Annotated in this window: 22 protein-coding genes and 1 tRNA gene; 7 read left to right on the forward strand and 16 right to left on the reverse strand. The window is 67.5% G+C overall.

Annotation, left to right across the window (positions count from 1 at the left end; translation table 11 throughout):
- The first annotated feature begins 1 nt into the window (after position 1).
- A complete protein-coding gene (locus U1839_RS07645; protein WP_332803146.1) occupies positions 2-823 on the forward strand; it encodes a ParB/RepB/Spo0J family partition protein in 822 nt (273 codons plus the stop codon).
- A 144-nt stretch (positions 824-967) separates the two neighbouring features.
- On the opposite strand, the gene holA is transcribed toward U1839_RS07645, so the two are convergent.
- The 4 genes from holA to U1839_RS07665 are packed head-to-tail and all read right to left on the reverse strand — an operon-like array spanning position 968 to position 5424.
- Positions 968-1981, reverse strand: coding sequence for a DNA polymerase III subunit delta (holA, locus tag U1839_RS07650; protein ID WP_332803062.1), 1014 nt, complete (start codon positions 1979-1981; stop codon positions 968-970).
- A complete protein-coding gene (lptE, locus tag U1839_RS07655; protein WP_332803063.1) occupies positions 1978-2487 on the reverse strand; it encodes an LPS assembly lipoprotein LptE in 510 nt (169 codons plus the stop codon). Before lptE ends, holA begins: the two co-directional genes overlap by 4 nt.
- Complete coding sequence (gene leuS / locus U1839_RS07660; RefSeq protein ID WP_332803064.1) at positions 2484-4979, reverse strand: leucine--tRNA ligase; 2496 nt, start codon at positions 4977-4979, stop codon at positions 2484-2486. The genes lptE and leuS overlap by 4 nt, the downstream gene beginning before the upstream one ends.
- 13 nt (positions 4980-4992) lie before the next feature.
- Positions 4993-5424, reverse strand: coding sequence for a DUF3576 domain-containing protein (locus U1839_RS07665; RefSeq protein ID WP_332803065.1), 432 nt, complete (start codon positions 5422-5424; stop codon positions 4993-4995).
- 174 nt (positions 5425-5598) lie between these two features.
- Between U1839_RS07665 and U1839_RS07670 the strand changes: the two genes are divergently transcribed.
- A complete protein-coding gene (locus tag U1839_RS07670) occupies positions 5599-6357 on the forward strand; it encodes a hypothetical protein (RefSeq protein WP_332803066.1) in 759 nt (252 codons plus the stop codon).
- Here the strand turns inward: U1839_RS07670 and U1839_RS07675 are convergent.
- The gene (locus U1839_RS07675) at positions 6330-6884 is read right to left on the reverse strand and encodes a thiamine phosphate synthase (RefSeq protein WP_332803067.1); all 555 of its coding nucleotides are present in this window, start codon (positions 6882-6884) and stop codon (positions 6330-6332) included. The genes U1839_RS07670 and U1839_RS07675 overlap by 28 nt on opposite strands.
- A 40-nt stretch (positions 6885-6924) precedes the next feature.
- Between U1839_RS07675 and U1839_RS07680 the strand changes: the two genes are divergently transcribed.
- Together U1839_RS07680 and U1839_RS07685 are read left to right on the forward strand one after the other, a co-directional pair.
- Positions 6925-7593 carry a YggS family pyridoxal phosphate-dependent enzyme gene (locus tag U1839_RS07680; RefSeq protein ID WP_332803068.1) on the forward strand — a complete coding sequence of 223 codons (669 nt, stop codon included), beginning with the start codon at positions 6925-6927 and terminating at the stop codon, positions 7591-7593.
- A complete protein-coding gene (locus U1839_RS07685) occupies positions 7590-8261 on the forward strand; it encodes an HAD family hydrolase (protein WP_332803069.1) in 672 nt (223 codons plus the stop codon). The genes U1839_RS07680 and U1839_RS07685 overlap by 4 nt, the downstream gene beginning before the upstream one ends.
- Positions 8262-8536: 275 nt before the next feature.
- On the opposite strand, the gene ribA is transcribed toward U1839_RS07685, so the two are convergent.
- The 4 genes from ribA to U1839_RS07705 all read right to left on the reverse strand — a co-directional run bounded on the left by ribA (position 8537) and on the right by U1839_RS07705 (position 13610).
- Entirely contained in the window at positions 8537-9607 is a 1071-nt protein-coding gene (gene ribA, locus U1839_RS07690) for a GTP cyclohydrolase II (protein ID WP_332803070.1), read from the reverse strand.
- Positions 9604-10410, reverse strand: a complete 807-nt coding sequence (locus U1839_RS07695; protein WP_332803071.1) for an exodeoxyribonuclease III — start codon at positions 10408-10410, stop codon at positions 9604-9606. Before U1839_RS07695 ends, ribA begins: the two co-directional genes overlap by 4 nt.
- 213 nt (positions 10411-10623) lie before the next feature.
- Complete coding sequence (locus U1839_RS07700; RefSeq protein ID WP_332803072.1) at positions 10624-11241, reverse strand: LolA family protein; 618 nt, start codon at positions 11239-11241, stop codon at positions 10624-10626.
- Positions 11242-11309: 68 nt separating this feature from the next.
- A complete protein-coding gene (locus U1839_RS07705) occupies positions 11310-13610 on the reverse strand; it encodes a DNA translocase FtsK (RefSeq protein ID WP_332803073.1) in 2301 nt (766 codons plus the stop codon).
- Positions 13611-13778: 168 nt separating this feature from the next.
- Here U1839_RS07705 and U1839_RS07710 point away from each other — a divergent pair, with 168 nt between their 5' ends.
- Entirely contained in the window at positions 13779-14996 is a 1218-nt protein-coding gene (locus U1839_RS07710; protein WP_332803074.1) for a UbiH/UbiF/VisC/COQ6 family ubiquinone biosynthesis hydroxylase, read from the forward strand.
- Here U1839_RS07710 and U1839_RS07715 read toward each other — a convergent pair.
- The 4 genes from U1839_RS07715 to U1839_RS07730 are packed head-to-tail and all read right to left on the reverse strand — an operon-like array spanning position 14993 to position 17095.
- The gene (locus U1839_RS07715) at positions 14993-15379 is read right to left on the reverse strand and encodes a hypothetical protein (RefSeq protein ID WP_332803075.1); all 387 of its coding nucleotides are present in this window, start codon (positions 15377-15379) and stop codon (positions 14993-14995) included. The genes U1839_RS07710 and U1839_RS07715 overlap by 4 nt on opposite strands.
- Entirely contained in the window at positions 15376-15576 is a 201-nt protein-coding gene (locus tag U1839_RS07720; RefSeq protein ID WP_332803076.1) for a hypothetical protein, read from the reverse strand. The genes U1839_RS07715 and U1839_RS07720 overlap by 4 nt, the downstream gene beginning before the upstream one ends.
- Positions 15573-16202, reverse strand: a complete 630-nt coding sequence (locus U1839_RS07725) for an LON peptidase substrate-binding domain-containing protein (protein WP_332803077.1) — start codon at positions 16200-16202, stop codon at positions 15573-15575. The genes U1839_RS07720 and U1839_RS07725 overlap by 4 nt, the downstream gene beginning before the upstream one ends.
- Positions 16199-17095 (reverse strand): tetratricopeptide repeat protein, encoded by an 897-nt coding sequence (locus U1839_RS07730; RefSeq protein WP_332803147.1) that lies wholly within the window; start codon positions 17093-17095, stop codon positions 16199-16201. Before U1839_RS07730 ends, U1839_RS07725 begins: the two co-directional genes overlap by 4 nt.
- Before the next feature lie 186 nt (positions 17096-17281).
- Here U1839_RS07730 and U1839_RS07735 point away from each other — a divergent pair.
- Together U1839_RS07735 and U1839_RS07740 are read left to right on the forward strand one after the other, a co-directional pair.
- Positions 17282-17356, forward strand: a tRNA-Gly gene (locus U1839_RS07735).
- 99 nt (positions 17357-17455) lie between these two features.
- Positions 17456-18256, forward strand: coding sequence for a DUF72 domain-containing protein (locus U1839_RS07740; protein WP_332803078.1), 801 nt, complete (start codon positions 17456-17458; stop codon positions 18254-18256).
- Here the strand turns inward: U1839_RS07740 and U1839_RS07745 are convergent.
- From U1839_RS07745 to hemC, 3 genes are read right to left on the reverse strand one after another with little or no spacing between them, the layout of a single operon-like run.
- Positions 18253-19140 (reverse strand): hypothetical protein, encoded by an 888-nt coding sequence (locus U1839_RS07745; protein ID WP_332803079.1) that lies wholly within the window; start codon positions 19138-19140, stop codon positions 18253-18255. The genes U1839_RS07740 and U1839_RS07745 overlap by 4 nt on opposite strands.
- A 31-nt stretch (positions 19141-19171) precedes the next feature.
- Positions 19172-19846 (reverse strand): uroporphyrinogen-III synthase, encoded by a 675-nt coding sequence (locus tag U1839_RS07750; RefSeq protein ID WP_332803080.1) that lies wholly within the window; start codon positions 19844-19846, stop codon positions 19172-19174.
- Positions 19843-20751, reverse strand: coding sequence for a hydroxymethylbilane synthase (gene hemC / locus U1839_RS07755; protein ID WP_332803081.1), 909 nt, complete (start codon positions 20749-20751; stop codon positions 19843-19845). Before hemC ends, U1839_RS07750 begins: the two co-directional genes overlap by 4 nt.
- Positions 20752-20808: the final 57 nt, after the last annotated feature.

The following is a 20808-nucleotide window of genomic DNA, read 5'->3' on the forward strand; positions in this document are numbered from 1 at the left end:
GATGGGCGATGTTGCCCGTGAAGAACCGATCGGTGGCGCCGAGATGTCGCCCGGCGTGCGCACATTGCCGGTCGGCTCGCTGACGCCGCATCCTGGCCAGCCACGCCGCCATTTCAACGATGCTGCGCTCGATGAGCTGGCCGCATCGATCGCCGCGCGCGGCATGATCCAGCCGATCGTCGTTCGGCCGCATGGCAAGGGCTATCAGATCGTCGCCGGCGAACGCCGCTGGCGCGCGGCGCAGCGTGCGCGGCTTCACGAGGTTCCCGTCATCGTGCGTGATTTCGACGATGCGGCGACGCTCGAAGTCGCGCTGGTTGAGAATATCCAGCGCCAGGATCTCAACGCGATCGAAGAGGCTGAAGCCTATCACCGCCTGATCGAGGATTTCGGCCACACGCAGGAAGCGCTCGGCAAGCTCGTCCACAAATCGCGCAGCCACATCGCCAACCTGCTTCGTCTGCTCGAACTACCCAAATCGGTGCAGGAAAAGGTCAGCGAGGGGGCCCTGACCATGGGGCATGCTCGCGCTCTGATCGGCGCACCCGAGGTTGAGCAGCTCGCCGACCAGGTCGTGTCGCGCGGGCTGTCGGTGCGCGATACCGAGCGGCTGGCGCGCAACGCCAAGCCCGATCCGCGACGCCGTGGCGGTGACGGGGGGCGGGATGCCGATCTGGCCGCGCTTGAGCATCAGCTTGGCGACCTGCTCGGGCTGGCGGTGCGGATCAGTCATGGCCCGAAGGGCGGCACGCTGACCTTGAGTTATTCGACGCTCGACCAGCTCGACATGATTTGCCAGCGGCTCAGCGGCGAGCGGATCTAGCGCGGGAAGACACTACCTTATTAGCCCGTTCGTTTCGAGCGAAGTCGAGAAACGGCAACAAGCGATCCGCCAGGTTTCTCGACTTCGCTCGAAACGAACGGGGTGGGGATTCGGGCAGATGTTACAGTGCTCACGCGCGGCGCATCAACGCTGACGGGCGGCCATTCGTGCGATCGTCAGGATCGCGGCATGCGCCAGCACGGTACCGGCATTGCCCGATGCCATGATCGCCCGCTCGGCCTCGCGCGCGCGGTTGATCGCATCGACGATGCGCGGACCCTGCCAGACACGCAGCGCACGCCCCATTGCCGGGCGCTCACGAAAAAACACCTTTTCAATGACATGCGTTGGATTCGCGCCGGCATCGATCTCGCCGCGAAGCTCGGCCAATGTCATCAGCCGGCGCACGAGCTGTCTCAGCACCGGGATGGGTGACATCCCGGCTTCATCGAGCCGCGCCATCTCGTTGGCCAGCGCGTCGGGCTGGCCATCGATCGCCGCGTCGATCGCGCGACCCATCTCGCTGTCGCCAAGATCGGCACCGAGCAAGTCGACCGCCTCGTCGTCGAGCGGGCGCGGGCGCTCGGGTGCCGCGTCGAGGTAAAGCGCAAGCTTCTCGATCTCGCGCGTCATCACCGCGCGGTCGCCGGCGCTGGCATGCGCGATGCGCGCGGCGCTGTCGCCGGTCGTGCGCAAGCCATGCTCGCGCGCGATCGCGGTGACGAGCCGCTCGGCGTCGCCGCCCTCGGGCAGATAGCAGGCGAGCGCCATGGCGTGCGGCGACGCCAGCGCCAGTTTCACGACGCGCGCGCTGCTCTTGAGGTTGGGGGCGATCGCCACCACCGGATTGCCCGACCGCTCTGCGGCGAGAAGCAGGTCGATCGCCTCGAGGCTTTCTTCGCCGACACCCGTGATGCGGATGTGGCGCTTGCCACCGAATAGCGACAGCGACGCTGCCTCGTCGGCAAGCCGTGCCGGGTCACTGCGCAGCGTCGCGGGTTCGAGATCGACGCGCTCCGCATCGGGCCCCATCACGCGTGCGAGGCGCGCGGCATATTCCTGCGCACCTGATTCGTCGGGCCCGTGCAGCAGGTAAAGCCGGATGTCGGGGTTGGCCGCGTCGATTGCCGCGCGGATCTGGTTGGCGTTGGCCTTCACCGCGCAGCGGGCGGCGTCCGGTCCGCATAGAGTGCGAGGCGCGAGACGATCTGGTCGGCGACGATGCCGGAGAGCCGCTCGAGCGCGGTGTTTTCCGCCGCGATCGTGGCATATTCGGAGCCGACGACGTCGATGCCCGAATCCGATCCCGCCGTGGCATCGAGCAGCGTCGTGCCATGCGCGAGGTCGATCAGCTGATAGCGCGCACGTAATGTGCGGCGCTCACGCGTCACACTGTTGTCGCGGCTGACGCCGAGCCCGGAAATCTGGTCGTCGAGCTTGATCTCGAGCCGGTATTGCGGCGTGCCGCTCGCCGACAGGCGGTCGCGCAGCGCATTGGCCACCAACCAGCCGGCCTTGCCCTCGATCGGGGCGACCTCGACATGCGCGAGCGTCGAAGCGACCGGGCCGGCCGAACCGCCGGCATAGAGCGGGCGCAGGCCGCAACCGCTCAGCGAGAGCGCCAGCATCATGGGTGCGGCGAGCGAGGTGATGAGACGTTTCATGCCACCAGATTCACCAGCCGGTCGGGCACGACGATCACCTTGCGTGGCGTCCTGCCCTCGAGAATACGCACGACCTTGTCGGACGCCAGCGCCGCCGCCTCGATCTCGTCGCGCGGCAGGCCCTTGGCCATCACCAGCGTGTCACGCAGCTTGCCGTTGACCTGGATCGCGATCGTCACCTCGTCCTCGACCAGCAATGCCGGGTCGACCGCTGGCCAGGCGGCATCGGCGATCAGGCCTGCGCCGCCGTTCGCCGCCCAGGCCTCTTCGGCGAGATGTGGTGCCATCGGCGCAACCAGCAGCATCAGCGTACGGATCGCGGCGCTGCGCGATGCCGACGGGCCGGCGCGCTCGATTGCGTTGACCAGCTCGAACAGCTTGGCGACCGCCTTGTTGAACGACAGCGCCTCGATATCGATCGCAATACCGGCGATCGTCTGATGAACCTTGCGCTCGAGCGCGATGTCCTGGCCCAGTCCCTCTTCGATGCCGTCGAACAGCCGCCACAGCCGCTGGATGAAACGCCACGAACCTTCGATTCCGGCCTCGCTCCACGGCAGGTCGCGCTCGGGCGGACTGTCGGAGAGCATGAACCAGCGTGTCGCGTCCGCGCCATATTGGTCGACGATCGGCTCGGGATCGACCGTGTTCTTCTTCGACTTGGACATCTTCTCGACGCGGCCGACCGTCACCGGCTTGCCCGTCGCGATTTCCTTGCCGTCCCGCACCGCCTCGGTCGACAGCCATGCGCCTTCCGCCGACTTGTACGTTTCGTGCGTCACCATGCCCTGGGTGAACAGCCCGGCGAACGGCTCGGATATGTCGATCATGCCGATATGCCTGAGCGCACGCGTCCAGAAGCGCGCATAGAGCAGATGCAGGATCGCATGCTCGACGCCGCCGATATATTGCTGCACCGGCAGCCATTTTTCGGCAACCGCCCGGTCGAACGGTGCGTTACCGGGCTGGCTGGCGAAGCGTATGAAATACCACGATGAATCGACGAAGGTGTCGAGCGTGTCGGTCTCGCGCCGCGCCGCGCCGCCGCAGCTCGGGCAGGGGACGTTCTTCCACGTCGGATGCCGGTCGAGCGGGTTGCCGGGAATGTCGAAGCTGACATCCTCGGGTAGCACCACCGGCAACTGGTCGCGTGGCACCGGCACGGCGCCGCACGCGTCGCAATGGATGATCGGGATCGGCGTGCCCCAGTAACGCTGGCGCGACACGCCCCAATCGCGCAGCCGGAACACGGTCGATCCGGTGCCCCAGCCATCGTCCTCGGCGCGGCGGATCACGGTGCGTTTGGCATCCTCGATGTCCATGCCGTCGAGAAAATGCGAGTTCACCAGCGTGCCCGGGCCGGTATAGGCCTCGTCGCCGCTGAACAGCGGGTCGACATGGTCGCCATCGGACACCACGCGCCGCACCGGCAGGTCGTATTTGCGCGCAAAGTCGAGGTCGCGCTGGTCGTGCGCCGGCACGCCGAACACCGCGCCGGTGCCATAGTCCATCAGCACGAAATTGGCGATGTAGACCGGCAATTGGATAGACGAATCAAAGGGGTGCGTCGCGGTGACGCCGGTGTCGAAGCCCAGCTTCTCCTGCGTTTCGATCTCCGCCGCGGTCGTCCCGCCCTGGCGGCACCGCTCGATAAAGGCGGCGACCTCGGGCTTTTCGGCGGCCAGCGCCTGCGCGATTGGATGGTCGGCGGCGACGGCGACGAAGCTCGCACCGAAAATCGTGTCCGGCCGCGTCGTGAACACGGTGACGTCATCACCATCCGACAGCGCGAAGCGGAAAGTCAGGCCCTGGCTCTTGCCGATCCAGTTTTCCTGCATCAGCTTGACCTTGTCGGGCCAGTGCTCGAGCCCATCCAGCCCTGCGAGCAGCTCCTCGGCGAAATCGGTGATCTTGAGGAACCACTGGCTCAGCTTGCGCCGCTCGACCAGCGCGCCCGAGCGCCAGCCGCGCCCGTCGATCACCTGTTCGTTGGCCAGCACGGTCATGTCGACCGGGTCCCAGTTGACCGAGCTTTCCTTGCGATAGACGAGCCCGTGCTTGAACAGTTCGAGGAACAGCGCCTGTTCGTGCCCATAATATTCGGGCTCGCAGGTCGCCAGCTCGCGTGTCCAGTCGAGCGCGAAGCCGAGCCGCTTGAGCTGCGCCTTCATCGTCGCGATGTTGGCACGGGTCCAGCCGCCGGGGTGGACGCCCTTTTCCATCGCGGCATTCTCGGCCGGCATGCCGAACGCGTCCCACCCCATCGGATGGAGCACTTCATGCCCGGTCATCCGGCGATAACGCGCCAGCACATCGCCCATGGTATAGTTGCGGACATGTCCCATATGGATCCGCCCCGAGGGGTACGGAAACATTTCGAGGACATAACAGCGCGGCTTGGGGGAATCGTCGCGCGCGGCAAAGGTGCGGCGCTCGTCCCACACCGCCTGCCATGCCGCGTCAGCCTTCAGCGCATTGAAGCGTGACGCCATGAGGGGAAATTCTCTAGTTGCTGACGGCGGCGCGGCGCAGGTCGCGCGCCTTGGTCAGGATGATGTCTTCCAGCTTCTGCACCGTTGCCGCCTGGACCGGTGCCGCGACCCACTGGCCGCCCTGGTTGACTTCGCGCAGCGCCGCGACGCGCAGCGCATCGGCGCGCAGATCCTGGTCGAGGATCGTCACCGTCACCTTGAGGCGCTCGGTCGGCGCCGAGGGATTCACATACCAGTCGGTGACGATCACGCCGCCGTTCGAGTCGGTCTGCACCAGCGGCATGAAGCCCAAAGTGTCGAGGCTGGCGCGCCACAGATAGGAATTCACGCCGATCGTGGTGACCTTCGACGCGGCGAGATCGGCGCCCGCATTGCCACGGTGATGGGCGCAGGCGGCGAGGGGAATGAGCGAAACCACGATCGCGGTGCGCAACAGGCGGTTCATCGGCGGCTTCCTGGTGGTTTTCATGAGTGTCGAGCCTCTATAGATCGTCCCGCGCGCGCCGCAAGCGCGGCGGTCATGGGCGAAGATGTGTGCCTGATGCAACACATGCCGAAAAATGAGTCTTCTTGGTGGCAAGCGCACGTTGAATCGTGATAATCGCCCTATGACATAGGTGTGAGCAGACACCAGCAAGGGGTCGAGGAAGTGCGTTCAGGTCGGTTGTTGTCGGGAATTGCGTTGGGGGTGTTCGTCGCCGCCGGCATTGCCGTAGCACCCGCGATCGGCGCACCGGAAAAGACTGCGGCCCGTTCGGTGAAGATCGAATCGCCCGTACCCTTCCATGGTTTCGGCACCTTTACCCCTGCCGCCGCGGATCCGCGTCTGGCGGCGATTTATGCACGGGGTGGGCTCGATACCGGCGGCTTCACTTTCACACCGTCCGATTCGCGCCGCGTGAGCAATCGCGCGGTGACGCTTGCCGTGCGTTCGCGTTCGTCGCGGCCGCTGGTGGCGGCGGACCGCACCGCGGCTGCGTCCACGGAAGCTTCGACGGTCAGCCTCGCGCCCGTCGCCTATAGCCTGGGTGTCGCTGTCGGCTTCCGTCGCTTCGCGCTGTCGGGTGACGTGACCAAGATCGATCTCGCCGGTGCGCCCGGCAGCCGTGAAGCGGTCGATGTCGGCGTCAGCTATGCCGGGAAGCGCTTCAGCGGTCAGCTGCGCGCAGGGGCCGATCGGCCGCTCACGGGCACGCCGCGTCTGATCGAGCAGGGGCCGGTTTATTCGGTCGATCTCGCCGGCTCGTACCGGTTGACGCACAGTCTCGATGTGACGGCGGGCGTCCGCTACAAGAGCGAGCGTGACCGTCTGCAGAAGCTGTCCGACGATCGTCGCGACAGCAAGTCGGTCTATGTCGGGACCGCATTCCACTTCTGACGTTGATTCGGCACCGCCCACGCGTCGATTCCCGCCCAGCCATGAAAGCCCAGGCCGCGTAGCCGCCTGAAGCGGCGCGCGTCCATGCCGCCGAGCGCGATCGCCGGCAGTGCGACGTGGCGCGCGATCACCGCCGCCCGCATCACCCCAAGCGACGCTGCGCCCGGATGCGAGCGCGTCGCGTGCAGCGGCGAAACGAAGACCAGATCGGCGCCGTGTCGCCGCGCGGCAAGGGCCTCGCGCAGCGAATGAACCGAGGCGCTGCGCAATCCCTGGCCCCTGGCATTATGGACGCCCTGTTCGCCCGCCAGCCGGGTCGCCCCGGCGCGGATCAACACCAGCCCGCGCCGACGCGCAATCGCGCGAACCCGCGCAAACAAGGCGCGACGGGTTTGGGTGTCGGTCGCATGGTGCCGAAAGATAATGCCCGCGCCGCGCGACAACGTCGCCAAGGCGCGCCATAGCGATTCGCCAAGGCGCTCATCGGTCATCAACCAGATCGTCGGGATCGCGTCGACACGGCGCATGGGCTGGCGGCGGGGCACGACGCTGCCTATAGCGCCGCCCATGCCCGCCGACGACCCCCGCAAGCGCCTTGCCGCCGTCCACGACAATATCGTCAAAGCCGAACGTCTCGCGCGTCGGCCAGCTGGTGGCACGACGCTGATCGCCATCTCCAAGATGCACGACGCCGACGCGATCGAGCCACTGATTGCCGCCGGGCAGCGCGTGTTCGGTGAGAATCGCGTGCAGGAGGCGCAGGGCAAATGGCCCGCTTTGCGCGAGGCGCATGGCGACATCGCGCTGCATCTCGTCGGCCAGCTTCAGTCGAACAAGGCTGAGGAAGCCGTGGCGCTGTTCGACGCCATTCATTCGGTCGACCGTCCCAGCCTCGTCACCGCGCTGGCGCGGGCGATGGACCGCACCGGCCGGCGTCCGGCCTGCTTCGTCCAGGTCAACCTCGCCGACGAGCCGCAAAAGGGCGGTTGCTCGGTCGATGATTTGCCGGCGCTGCTGGAAGCGACACGGACGGCCGATCTTCCCGTGGCGGGGCTGATGACCGTCCCACCGGCCGATCTCGAAGCAGCGCCATGGTTTGCGCTGCTCGCCAGGCTGGCGCGCGACCATGGCCTCACGGGCCTCAGCATGGGTATGTCGGGCGATTATGAGACGGCGGTGACGCTAGGTGCAACGCATGTCCGCGTCGGCACGGCGCTGTTCGGGGCGCGCGCATGAGGTTCGACGGGCTGATCTTCGATTTCGACGGCGTCCTGCTGGAGAGCGAATATGCCGGCAATCGGCAGATCGCCGCCTATCTGACGTCAAGGGGCCACCCGACCACGCCGGAGGAATCGATGGCGCAATTCATGGGTCTGGCAGGGCACGACTTTCTCGCCGCGATCGAGCGCTGGATCGGCCGCGCCATCCCCGACGATTTCCATGCCGAACGCCATGCCGAGGATCGCCGCGCGCTCGCCGAGGGGCTGGATCCGGTTGCCGGCGCGGTGGCGTTTGTGCTGGCGTTGCCACCGTCGCTGCCGCGCGCGATCGCTTCGTCGAGTTCGACCGAATGGATCGAACGCCACCTCGAGCATCTCGGGATTCGTGAGGCGTTCGGCGACATGATCTTCTCCGGCCGCGAGCATGTCGAACGCGGCAAGCCGGCGCCCGACCTTTATATCCATGCCGCGCAGGCGATCGGTGTCGATATCAGGCGCGCCGCGATCATCGAGGATTCGCCCGTCGGTGCGACGGGCGCCGTCGCTTCGGGCGGCCACGTCATCGGCTTCGTCGGCGGCAGCCATTGCGCGCCCGACCATGCCGATCGCCTGCGCGCCATCGGCGTGCACGATATCGCGACCAGCTTCGACGAGGTCGCCGCGTTGCTTTCTCGCACCGCGTGATTCAACCGACCCCGGCGCCTGCCATCATCCTCCCGACGCCGGCACCGTCCCGCCGCGCGTGACGAAATTTCTGCCCGTAACAGGGAGAAACAGGGAGGTAACAGCGAGTGGTCAATCGAATAACAGGGAGCGCCCTTCGCTGTTACCGCGCGACATCAGGGAGCCTGAAGCGCCCCGTGGCGCGCGATCAGGGAGAAAACAGCGAGCTAACAGGGAGTGTCCCGCCGTCCCGACGCCATGATCCAGCATCCCGGTCACGCGACAGCCGATATCCGTTAGAACTGGTGACCGGTGCGGTCGCGCTTGGTCGCGAGATAGCGCTCATTATGCGGGTTGGCCGGCAGGATGTGCGGTACCCGCTCGACCACGCTGATGCCCGCGGCTTCGAGCTGCGCGACCTTTTGCGGATTGTTGGTCAGCAGGCGTACCTTGTGCTGGCCGAGCAGGCTCAGCATCCGCGCCGCCACCGCGAAATTGCGCGAATCGACCGCGAAACCGAGTCGCGTATTGGCGTCGACGGTGTCGAAGCCCTGGTCCTGCAGCGCATAGGCGCGCAGTTTGTTGACCAGCCCGATGCCGCGCCCCTCCTGGCGCAGGTAGAGAAGGATGCCCCAGCCGCTCGCCTCGATCGCGTGGATCGCGGCGTGGAGCTGCGGCCCGCAATCGCATTTCAGGCTGCCGAGCACATCGCCCGTCAGGCACTCGCTATGCAGCCGGACCAGCGGCGGCTGGCCATTGGGCGCTCCGATCAGCAGCGCGACATGCTCGCCGGGCATCTCCGGCGTGCGGAAGGCGACGATCTCGGCATCCTCGGCGCCATCGACCGGCAGATGCGCGCGCGTCGCGATGCTCAGCCTTACGGCATCCTCATGCTCGTCGATATCTGCCGGGGTCAGCACCAGCGCGGCGTCGCTGCCCGGTTGGGCAAAGAAAGCCGGCAGCATCCCGGCGAGTCGCGCCAGCCGCAGCGCGGCGGTGCCCGCCTCGCACGCGTCGAGGTGGATGGCGTGGAACGGCCCCTTCATCGGCGTCCCGAGATCGAATTGCGGATCGGACAGCGCCGTCGCCGTGGCGAAATCGAGCCAGTCGGTGCGCTCGATCAGCACCGGCGCATCGGGTGTCGTGGCGTCGCGCTGATTGGCGAGCTTCAAGGTCGCGGCGCGCCCGGCGGAGATCAGCACCGGCGCGTCGCAGGTCGCGTCGAACGCCGCGAGTCGCACCGGATCGGCGGTCTCGATCGGCAACAGCGCCAGCGTGCCATCGCCGCCGGCGATCGCGACTGGCCAGCCGCGGCGCAGTGCGTCGATCGCCAGCGCGGTCTTGTGCGCGTCGCCGGCTATGGTCACAGCGCGAGCTCGGTCATGATCGGGACATGGTCCGACGGCTTGAGCCAGTCGCGGCAATCCTCGAACACCGTGTGCCCCACGGCCGTGGCCGCGACATCGGCGGTCGCCCACATATGATCGAGGCGCCGTCCCCGATCCGAGGCGAGTCGATCCGTCGCGCGGTAGCTCCACCAGGTGAACAGCCGCTGCGGCGCGGGAACGAAGTGACGGCCGAGATCGACCCAGCTGTTCGATGCCTTCAGGCCGTCGAGCGCCGCCACCTCGATCGGCGTGTGGCTGACCACCCCGAGCAACTGCTTGTGGCTCCAAACGTCGGATTCGAGCGGCGCGATGTTGAAGTCGCCGACCAGCATCGTCGGCACGTCGAGCGATTCGGACCAACGCGTCATGCGTTCGACGAAATCGAGCTTCTGGCCGAATTTCGGGTTCACCTCGCGGTCGGGTACGTCGCCGCCGGCGGGCACATAGACATTCTCGAGCCGCATTCCGTTGGGGAGTCGTACGCCGACATGGCGCGCCTCGCGATTGGCTTGCCAATCGAAGCGATCGTCCTCGACGATCGGCACGCGGCTGATGATCGCCACGCCGTGATGCATGCGCTGGCCGTGCAGCACGATGTGCGGATAGCCGAGCGCGCGGAACGGTTCGGCCGGGAAATCGCCGTCGATCACCTTGGTTTCCTGCAGGCACAGGATGTCGGGCTGCACCTCGCGCAGGAAGCGCGCGACGATCTCGATCCGGAAGCGCACCGAGTTGATGTTCCACGAAACGATCTTCAGCGTCTTGGTTCCCAATGCCGGCATGGCGGCGATGTAGCCACGCCGGTCGTCATATGCCAGCCCGGCGCTTCGGACATGGAAAGGCCCTCGCTCCGGGGGCATGGAGCGAGGGCCGACCTAGCGTTCGTCACGCAGGCGGGAAGGAGCTTTGCCGGGCAACAGGGGGAAAATCCCGGCGGGCTCCATCCGCAGTTCCGCTTTTACGCGGGCGAACCTGTCGCCTGTATGAACGGGGAATCAATTCTTGTGCGAATTGGGCCGTGGATCGTTGAAGCGGAACGCTCCGTCGCTCACCGGCCCGTTGAAGCGCTGGTTCGACAACCGGACGGTCGTGCGGTTGTTCTGCGAATCGAGCGTGATCCAGCCTTGCAGCATCAGGCCCGACGGCGCGGATGCGTCGCGCACGAAGATCATGTTGATGCGGCCATATTCGGGATGGCGCGGGTCGGCGGCATCGATCGACACGATCCGCGCGTCACCGCCGGGCACGACGCGCGCCACCTTGCTGATGTCGCGCGACGGATCGAGCAGGATGCCGAGCGGCGAATTGCCGATCGGCCAGCGCTGCACCTGCTTCACCGAGTAATCGATGAAGGTCAGGGCCTTGCCGTCGCCGACGATCAGGATCGGCACGCCCTGCTGATACTGGAAGCGGATCTTGCCGGGCTTTTTCAGCGTCAGCGTACCGGTCAGCACCTTGCCGGCGCGATCGGTCTGGCTGAACGCGGCGGTCATCGTCTCGACCGACTGGAGGTGCTGCTGGACAAGCGCGAGGTCGCCCGACACCGGCGCCGGCGCGGCGATGGCGGCCGGCGCGGCGAGCAACGCCAGCGCAGAAAGGAAGCGAGGAAACACGATATTCTCCCGAATTCAGAACGCCGGCCCTGCCGGTCGGGGATTGAACCCGCCCTGAACCGCCTGCGCTATAGCGGGTTCCCGTCGCGATCGCGCAGTACTTCGCGACGGCCCACATGATCGGGTCGACCGACGATCCCGTCCTTCTCCATGCGCTCGATCAGCCGCGCCGCGCTGTTGTAGCCGACGCGCAGCTGGCGCTGCAGCCACGAGGTCGAGGCCTTCTGGCTCTCGACGACGAGCTGGATCGCGGCGCGATATTGCTGGTCCTCGGCCGAATCCTCACCGGTCGGCGCGCCGTCGAGCGCGAAACTGTCCTCGGGCTCCTCGGTGACCGATTGGATATAGTCGGGCTGGCCCTGCGCCCGCCAGTGATCGGCGACCGCGCGCACCTCGTCGTCGCTGACGAACGGGCCGTGGACGCGCACCACGCCCTTGCCGCCGGGCATGTAGAGCATGTCGCCCTTGCCGAGCAGCTGTTCGGCACCCTGCTCGCCGAGGATGGTGCGCGAATCGATCTTCGAGGTGACGTGGAAGCTGATCCGCGTCGGCAGATTGGCCTTGATCACGCCGGTGATGACGTCGACCGACGGTCGCTGCGTCGCCAGGATGAGGTGGATGCCCGCCGCGCGCGCTTTCTGCGCGAGGCGCTGGATGAGGAACTCGACCTCCTTGCCGGCGGTCATCATCAGGTCGGCCAGCTCGTCGACGACGATGACGATCTGCGGCAGCGGCTGATAGTCGAGCTGCTCCTCCTCATAGACCGGCTGCCCGCTGCTGGGGTGGTAGCCGGTCTGGACCTTGCGGCCCATCGGCTGGCCCTTGGCGCGCGCCGCGCGGACCTTCTCGTTGAAGCTCGCGAGGCTGCGCACACCGACCGACGACATCTGGCGGTAGCGATCCTCCATCTGCTCGACCGCCCATTTGAGCGCGCGCACCGCCTTGGCCGGGTCGGTGACGACCGGCGCGAGCAGATGCGGGATGTCCTCGTACATGCTCAGCTCGAGCATTTTCGGGTCGATCATGATCATTTTGCACTGATCGGGCTTGAGCCGGTAGAGCAGCGACAGGATCATGCAGTTAAGGCCGACCGACTTGCCCGAGCCGGTCGTGCCCGCGATCAGCAGATGCGGCATCGGCGCGAGATCGGAGATGACCGGGTCGCCGGCGATGTTCTTGCCCAGCACCAGCGGCAGCGAGGCGCTCTGGTCATCGAAGGATTGCGATCCGATCAACTCGTGCAAATTGACCATCTCGCGCCGCGCATTGGGCAGCTCGATGCCGATCACCGTCCGCCCGGGGATCGTCGCGACGCGCGCCGACACCGCCGACATGTTGCGCGCGATGTCGTCGGACAGCGACACGACGCGACTCGCCTTGATGCCGGCGGCGGGTTCCAGTTCGTACATCGTCACCACCGGGCCGGGCCGCACGTTGATGATCGATCCCTTGACGTGGAAGTCGTCGAGCACCGATTCGAGCAGCCGCGCATTGCGTTCCAGCGCGGCCTTGTCGATGCTCGCGCCGGTCGAGGGCGGGCCTGGCTTGAGCAGGTTGAGCGGTGGCAGCTGGCTGTTGTCGCCAAGGTCGAAAGAGGTCTGCGTGGCCTTGGGCTTGGCCACCGAGGGCGACAGGTTGCGCTCGGCGATCACCGGGCCGGGCCGCGCATCGGGCATCGCGACGGCGCGCGGCACGGGCTGCGCCTTGCGCTGCGGCTCGGGCGGCAGCACGTCCTGCTCCGCCTCGGGCCGGTTGGCGCGCGACGGACGCGGCAGCGCCGGGCGCCAGCGCGGCAGCCCGCCGTCGATCGTCACGCTCCACGCCCAGATCGCGACGCCGGCGATGCCGGTCAGCAACGCCACGCCGCGCGCGGTCCACAGGATCGCCTGCGGGTTGCCGATCAGGTAGATTGCGGCATGCAGTGCCCAGGCGCCGGCCATGCCGACCAGTCCGCCCCAACCCGCCGGCAGCGCGAGGACGGTGCCGCTCGAAAACAAGGCGAAGGTCGTCGCCATCAAGGCTGCGCCGATAAGGGCGAGGAACAGCATCAGCTGCCACCGCCCGACGTACACGCCGCGCCAGATGCGCGTCGCGACGATCGCGACGATCGGCAGCAGCAGCGCGACCGGCAGGCCGAGCGCCATGAAGGCGAAATCGGCAAACCACGCGCCGGGCGTGCCCAGCCAGTTGAGCGCCGGGCCGCCCGCCGCGGTGTCGAACGAGGGGTCGCCGGAATGATAGGTTGCGAGCGCGATCGCCATCAGCGCGCAGGCCGTCAGCATCGCTACCGCGATGATCAACGCTCCGCTGCGCGCTGCTCCGGCTTTCACCGTCTCGCGCCACAATGCCGGCCGCGCGCGGCTCGCCATATCCTGTCCTTCGATGTTCGCTGTCTGTACCGTGGAATCATCGTCCTTCGCGAGTCCGACGTCAAGCAGCCGCCGCTTGTCGCACGCAATCGCCGAGCGAGCGCGGTCGGGAAGTGCGGTCGAAAGGTGCAGCTTCCGCCACGCGCCAAAAGCCCTTAGGACGACAGCATGGATCAGGCAGATGTGCTCATTCTCGGTGGCGGTTTGGTCGGGAGCGCGCTCGCCGTGGCGCTCGACGCCCATGGCCTGACGTCGATCGTCATCGATATCGCCGACCCCGAGGTGATTCTCGCGGCCGGTTTCGACGGGCGTGCCTCGGCAATCGCCAGTGCGCCGTGGCGCATGCTCGATGCGATCGGGGTGATCGACCGGATTCGCGATCGCGGCTGCCCGATCCAGGGCATCCGCGTCAGCGACGGGTTGGAGCCCGGCAAGCTCGATTTCGTGCCCGAGGCGGGCGAGGGCGCACTCGGGCACATGTTCGAGAACCGCTATCTGCGTGGCGCGCTCCACGCCGCCGCGCATGCCGCGCCGCATGTGGACCTGCGCATGAAGACTCGCGCCGTTGCGGTCGATCGCGGACCGCACGGTGTCGTCGCGACGCTCGATAGCGGGGCGGTGGTGCGCGCCTCGCTGCTCATCGCGGCGGAAGGACGCAACTCGCCGACGCGCGACGCGGCCGGCTTGCGCGTCGCGCGCTGGACTTATGATCATGCCGCGATCGTCACCTCGCTGCACCATGAACATGCCCATGAGAACGTCGCGTTCGAGATCTTCTACCCGCAGGGTCCGTTCGCGATCCTGCCGCTCAACGACGACGAGCAGGGCCATCGCTCGGCGATCGTCTGGTCGGTCAGGCGCAACCAGGCCGACGGCATGCTCAAGCTGTCAGAACGCGGGCTGCTTGCCGAGGCGAGCAAGCGCATGGGCGGCTTTCTCGGCGAACTCGGGCCATTGGGCCCACGCTCGAGCTATCCGCTCGGTTTCCACCATGCCGCGACTATCACCGCCGAACGCCTCGCGCTGGTCGGCGACGCGGCGCACGGCATCCACCCGATCGCCGGGCAGGGGGTCAATGTCGGTTTCCGCGACGTGGCGACGTTGGTCGAGGTGCTGGTCGATGGCAAACGGCTCGGCCTCGACCTTGGCGATGCGCAGCTGCTGGCGCGCTACGAGCGCTGGCGCAGCCTCGACACCTTCATGGTCGCCGCGGCGACCGATGGCCTGACCCGCCTGTTCGGCATCCCCGGCCGCACAGCCAACGCAGTGCGCCGCTTCGGGCTGTCAGCGGTCGAGAAGCTCCCGCCGCTCAAGCAGCGCTTCATCGCCGAAGCGCGCGGCGAAAGCGGCGACGTGCCGCGGCTGCTGCAGGGGCTGACGATCTAGCGGACGGTCTCTACGACGCGGGTCTCGGCGACCTCCTCCTCGCCGACGTGGCGCACCATGATGAAGGTGCCGGACCACACGCCCGGAATGTCCCATCGTCCGCTGATCTCGGTCCCTTCGCCGTTGACCGTGCCGCTATAGGATACCGACCTATAGCCGCCCGCCGTGTCATCATATGTCTTGATGAAGCGTATGGCGTTGCCCTCGCGTGATCCGTCGAGAAGCGCATGCCGCATGCTCCCGTGATCACCCGGTTCGCTTGTTTCGCCGACGAGCAATCCCGCAGAATCGCGCAATGTTGCGGTGAACGGCGTGGGACGCATCACGCGCGGGTAATTGTAGATACCGTCCCAGCCGCCGCTGAGATCGTCAGCTGCACTCACCGGAACGGCTTCTCCGCCGGCGGCGCGGCCGGGGTCGCGGCAATGCGCAGCGCGTCCGGTCCGATGCGTCGCTGCGTGTCGATATGCTCGATCGCCGCGACCTTTTTCGGGTCGAACAGGTTGGCGAAGAACATCCAGACCATCATCGCTGCGCCACCAGCGCGACCTTTGCGCTTCGCCGCGGCACCCTTGCTCACTGCAACGTCACCGAATCGTCGCCGTCGTGGCGGCCGAAGAACTGCATCAGCTGGATGATCAGCTCGGCGCGCTCCTCGATCTCGCCGGCTTCGAGCAAAGCCTGCTTGGCGGCGACGTCGAATGGCGCGATCTGGGCGATGCCGTTGACCAGCGCCTCGTCGTCGAGTCGCGTGACGGCCTCCCAGTCGACGGCATAGCCCTGGGCATCGGCGAAGCGGCGTGATTCCATCTCCAGCGCGGCACGGCGCGACAGCGACAGCGTCGGATCGGCGTCCTGCGCGAGCAGTTCGGCTTCGACCTGGCGGAAGGTCGTGGTGACATCGAGCTCGCGCACGACGCGGAACAGTGACAGGCCCTGCAGGATCAGATTGTAGCGTCCGTCGTCGAGCGCCTCGACCTCGGCGATCTTGCCAACGCAGCCGATGTCGAACAGCGCCGGCCGGTCGCTGGCCGGGCCGGGGCGCGGCTGGATCATGCCGATTCGGCGGTCGCGCGCCATCGCATCGCTGACCAGCGCGCGATAGCGCGGCTCGAAGATGTGCAGCGGCAGGTGCATGCCGGGGAAGAGCAGCGCGCCGGCCAGCGGGAAGACCGACAGGCGCGTGGTCTTCGCGATGGTCGTCATCCGAACAGGATCGCCGAGAGCTTGCGGCGCTGTGCCGAAACCCACGGATCCTCCAGCCCGACCACCTCGAACAGCTTGAGCAACTGGGTGCGCGCGGCACCCTCGTTCCAGTCGCGGTCGGCGGCGATGATCGCGAGTAGCGAATCGGCCGCGGCATCGCGGTCGCCGGCCGCCATCTGGCCGCCGGCCAGTTCGAAACGCCTGGCGTGATCGTCGGGATGTGCGGCGACCTCGGCGGCGAGGCCCGACAGGTCGTCGACCGGCTTTGCATCGCGCGCCAGCGCCAGCGCGGCGCGGGCCCGCTCGATCGCGGGTGCCTTGGCAGATTCCTCGGGCAGCGCGGCGAGCGCCGCGTCGGCTTCGTCGAGTCGCCCGGTCGCGACCAGCGCGCGCACCAACCCTGATTCGACCGCCGGGTGCGTCGGCGCCATTTCGGCGAGCTGCTGGAAGATACCCAGCGCGCGTTCGGCATCGCCTTCGCCGAGCACCTGTTCGCCCATCGCGATCAGCGGCTCGAGCTCGGCCTCGGCGTTAGCCGCCTCGCTCTCGATCGGCAGCTGACGCAGGATCTGGTCGAGCATCGTCTTGAGCTGCGTCTCGGTCCGCGCGGTCGTCAGGTCGGCGACGAGCTGGCCCTGGAACATCGCGTAGACCGTCGGGATCGACTTGATCTGGAACTGCGCGGCGATGAACTGGTTCTTGTCGGTATCGACCTTCGCCAGGACCACGCCCTTGTCGGCATAATCGGCCGCGACCTTTTCCAGCACCGGGGTCAGCGCCTTGCACGGCCCGCACCATTCCGCCCAGAAATCGATCAGCACGAGGCTGGTCATCGACGGCTCGACCACGTCGCGACGGAAGGTCTCGACGGCTTCGCGTTCGGCGGTGGTCATTCCCAGGGTAGCCAACAGTCATTCCTTTGCGCGTGTATATCGCCTTATGTGGTCGCTCGGGCCGCCAAGCCAAGGCTTTTTGGCATCGGCGACAAAGCGCACGATAACGGCTTGCAGCCCCCGGGGGGCGATGCTAGAGGCCGCCCCCTTACCCCGCCCGGTACGTTTCCGGGCCACGGCGCCAGAGCGGGCGTAGCTCAGGGGTAGAGCACAACCTTGCCAAGGTTGGGGTCGAGGGTTCGAATCCCTTCGCCCGCTCCAGCCGCCATCCGGTATTTAGCGATGCTAAAACATGAAGGGATGGCGGCCCGGCCGACGGCCGTTGGAGACGAAGCTTCCGGCGCGCGCTATTCTCTCCTCATGACGACATCAGCGATTCGCATCGGCATTGGCGGCTGGACCTATGAGCCCTGGCGCGGGACCTTCTTTCCCGAGAAATGGCCGCAGAAGCGCGAGCTGGAATATGCCGCCTCGAAACTGACCGCGATCGAGGTCAACGGCACATATTATTCCGGCTTCAAACCGGCGACCTTTGCCCGCTGGGCTGCGGCGGTGCCTGACGGCTTCGTCTTTACGCTGAAGGCATCGCGCTTCTGCACCAATCGCAAGGTGCTGGCCGAGGCGGGCGAATCGGTGGCGCGGTTCGTCGGCCAAGGGATCGTTGAGCTTGGCGATCGGCTGGGGCCGATCCTGTGGCAATTCATGGCGACCAAGAAATTCGACGCCGCCGATTTCGGCGCCTTTCTCAAACTGCTCCCGACCAGCCATGACGGCGTTGTGCTGCGCCATGCCGTCCAGGTCCGGCACGAGAGCTTCGCCGTGCCGGAATTCGTCGCGCTCTGCCGCGCCGCGGGGGTGGCGATCGTCTATGCCGATTCGGCCGACTATCCGGCGATCGCGGATGTCACCGGCGACTTCGTCTATGCGCGACTCGAAAATGCCGTCGAGGGCGAGCCCGCCGGCTACACCCCTGCCGACCTCGATCGCTGGGCGGCGGCGGCGAAGCTTTGGGCGGGCGGCGGCGCGCCCGAAGGTCTGCCTTATGTGGATGGCGCCTCGCCGGCGAACCGTCAGCGCGAGACCTTTGTCTTCTTCATCAATGGCGCCAAGGTCCGCGCGCCGGCCGGCGCGATGGTGCTGATCGACCGCGTCGGGCGCTAGCTGCGCGACGCATCGCCTTGCAGGGCAACGCTCTCGAGTAGATCGAGCGCCTGGCGCGCGCCGACGTAACGGCGTGCGGCCGTGACCCATGCGTCTGCGCTCGTCGCGCCCGGCATCTGCGTCACCTCGGCCAGCGCCGCCTCGACTTGCCCGGCATCGAGCGCCCGGCGCGCGCGCGCGAGTCGGTCATTGGGCATCGTCGTCGGCGTTCCGGCGTGGCGAATGACGATCAGGCCGCCCATTTCACGGCGAAAGCTGGCGAGCCAGCCCTCGCTCGCGGCGGCGCTGGTCAGCAGCGGCGCGACGCCATCCAGGCTCGCGCGCAAGTCCTCGAGCGTTACCGGTGATTTCGCCGCCTGAAGGATCGCGCCAATGGCGGCCGGTTGACGGGCGCCGAAGCGCACGCGCAACTGCTCCTCCAGGTAGCCGAGCGGCTGGCCGCGATCGAGCGTCCGGCGGGTGCTGAGGGTCAGCAGCAGCGCCTCGGCGCGCGCGGCATTGCCCGCGGCGGCGCGCGACACGCCATCGACTGCCGCCGTGCGCGCTTCGATCACGGCCAGTCGCTCCGCCAACTGAGTCTCGCGCAGGGTCAGCGCGTCGATCGTCGCGCCGGTAGGGGCCGCGGCGAGCGGATTGACCGTTGTCGACGCCGCGGCGCCGGGCTGGGTGGCGCCAGTCACCACGTTCGGTTCGACCGGATGCGCCCAGCGATCGTAATAATGAAACGCCACCGCCATCGCCAAAAGACCGGCGGCAAAGGCAATGCTGACCAGCAGCCACGGCATGCGACGCCCTGGCGCCGCGACCGGCATCGAAAAGCTCGGTTGCGCTGCTTTGGGCGCTGGCGTTGCGGCGAGCGGTGGGCTCGGTTGGTCGAGATCCATGCTCGCCTTATCCCCGCGCCCGGCGAGCCGGTCAATCGATCAGCGCACGCGCGGCCGCGATGAGTGCCTCGTCGCGCGGCAGTGCGGCGGTCGTGACGGCAGACCAGCCGAACCCGGCTGCCTCGGCGACCGCGGCACTGATCGCGGCGAGCGCGATATCGCCGCGCGCCATCCCCGCCGAATCGATCAACGCACCGAGGCGCCGCGCCGCGCGGGCGGAATGAAGCAGCGCAATCGTACCCGCCAGCGGGGCAAGTTCGGTATGATCGATCTCGCGCGCTTCGCTGGCATAGACAGCGATGGCGGTATCGATCGGCCCGCCAACCGCGCTGGCGCGGTCGCGCCCACCAAGATGGAGCAGTCGTCGATAGCCCTGGGCATGGGCCGCCGCGACGATCGCCGAGGCGTCCGCCGCGCCCGACGCCCTGACGTCAAAGCCGGTCGTGCGCGCCGCCGCCGCGGTTTTGTCGCCCACGGTGAAGGCCGGCAGTCGCGTCAGATGGGCGAGACCCGACCCGCCATGGCGCAGGGCGTTGGCGCTGGTCAGCAAAATGGCATCGAAATCGTCGGTATCGGGCACGGTCCAGTCGAGCGGACGCACGACGAACAGCGGCAGCCTGATCGCCTGCGCCCCGCTCGCCTCGACGCGTGCCACGGTGGCCGCATTGCCCGGCTCGGGCCGCAGCACCGCGATTCGTCGGGTCACGCCGCGAACAGTCGCCGGATGTCGGGCGCGGCGCGCGCCAGCAGATCGGCCGCGAGCGCTTCGGCGATGCCGGGGTCGCCGATCGCGCCGCCGCGCTCTCCCGCGACATGGTCGCTGCCATCCTCGGCGAGCAATTCGGCGCGGATCGTCACCCGGTCGCCCTCCTCGCGCGCCAGCGCCGCGACCGGCGAGTGGCAATCCGCCACCAGCGCGGCGAGCAGCGCGCGTTCGAGCAGCACGCAGCGATGCGTCGGACCATCGTCGATGGCGCCGAGCCAGTCGCGCATCCGGCTGTCGTCGGCGCGCGCCTCGATGCCGACCGCGCCCTGTGCGGGGGCCGGCAACATGACGTCGCTGGCGATCGCCACCCCGATCTCCGCGCGACCGAGTCGGTCGAGGCCGGCTGCGGCCAGCAGGGTCGCATCGACGTCGCCCGCCGCCAGCTTGGCCAGCCTGGTGTCGACATTGCCGCGGAACAGTACCGGCTTCACGTCGGGGCGAAGCCGGCGCAGCTGCGCGGCGCGGCGCGGCGAACTGGTGCCGACCACCGCGTCCTGCGGCAGCGTGGCGATACTCTCGGCACCGATCAACCGGTCGCGCACATCGGCGCGCGGCAGCATCGCCGCGATGACGATCGCCGCCGGGCGCACCGTCTCGACATCCTTCATCGAATGGACCGCGCAATCGATCTCGCCATCGAGCAGCGCCCGGTCGAGTTCCTTGGTCCACAGCGCCTTGCCGCCGATCTCGGCGAGCGCGCGATCCTGCACCTTGTCGCCCGTCGTTTTGATGATGACGATCTCGCCGGTCAGGCCATGCGCCGTGGCAAGCAGGTCCTTGACCATGTTCGCCTGGACCAGCGCCAGCGGTGAACCCCGCGTGCCGATGCGGATATTTGCGCTCAAGCCTGCTCTCCGTGTTGCTTGGTGCCATTAGTAACCGAGAACCGCCCTTCGACAAGC

This window comes from Parasphingomonas halimpatiens (assembly GCF_036663795.1).
Classification (GTDB): Bacteria; Pseudomonadota; Alphaproteobacteria; order Sphingomonadales; family Sphingomonadaceae; genus Sphingomonas.

What these genes read in the sequence shown, in the direction of transcription:
- U1839_RS07645 (WP_332803146.1), top strand. Translation starts at nt 2, where the DNA reads ATGGGCGATGTTGCCCGTGAAGAACCGATCGGTGGCGCCGAGATGTCG.
- lptE (WP_332803063.1), bottom strand. Translation starts at nt 2,487, where the DNA reads ATGAAACGTCTCATCACCTCGCTCGCCGCACCCATGATGCTGGCGCTC.
- leuS (WP_332803064.1), bottom strand. Translation starts at nt 4,979, where the DNA reads ATGGCGTCACGCTTCAATGCGCTGAAGGCTGACGCGGCATGGCAGGCG.
- U1839_RS07665 (WP_332803065.1), bottom strand. Translation starts at nt 5,424, where the DNA reads ATGAACCGCCTGTTGCGCACCGCGATCGTGGTTTCGCTCATTCCCCTC.
- U1839_RS07675 (WP_332803067.1), bottom strand. Translation starts at nt 6,884, where the DNA reads ATGCGCCGTGTCGACGCGATCCCGACGATCTGGTTGATGACCGATGAG.
- U1839_RS07680 (WP_332803068.1), top strand. Translation starts at nt 6,925, where the DNA reads ATGCCCGCCGACGACCCCCGCAAGCGCCTTGCCGCCGTCCACGACAAT.
- U1839_RS07685 (WP_332803069.1), top strand. Translation starts at nt 7,590, where the DNA reads ATGAGGTTCGACGGGCTGATCTTCGATTTCGACGGCGTCCTGCTGGAG.
- U1839_RS07695 (WP_332803071.1), bottom strand. Translation starts at nt 10,410, where the DNA reads ATGCCGGCATTGGGAACCAAGACGCTGAAGATCGTTTCGTGGAACATC.
- U1839_RS07705 (WP_332803073.1), bottom strand. Translation starts at nt 13,610, where the DNA reads ATGGCGAGCCGCGCGCGGCCGGCATTGTGGCGCGAGACGGTGAAAGCC.
- U1839_RS07710 (WP_332803074.1), top strand. Translation starts at nt 13,779, where the DNA reads ATGGATCAGGCAGATGTGCTCATTCTCGGTGGCGGTTTGGTCGGGAGC.
- U1839_RS07725 (WP_332803077.1), bottom strand. Translation starts at nt 16,202, where the DNA reads ATGACGACCATCGCGAAGACCACGCGCCTGTCGGTCTTCCCGCTGGCC.
- U1839_RS07730 (WP_332803147.1), bottom strand. Translation starts at nt 17,095, where the DNA reads ATGACCACCGCCGAACGCGAAGCCGTCGAGACCTTCCGTCGCGACGTG.
- U1839_RS07740 (WP_332803078.1), top strand. Translation starts at nt 17,456, where the DNA reads ATGACGACATCAGCGATTCGCATCGGCATTGGCGGCTGGACCTATGAG.
- U1839_RS07745 (WP_332803079.1), bottom strand. Translation starts at nt 19,140, where the DNA reads ATGGATCTCGACCAACCGAGCCCACCGCTCGCCGCAACGCCAGCGCCC.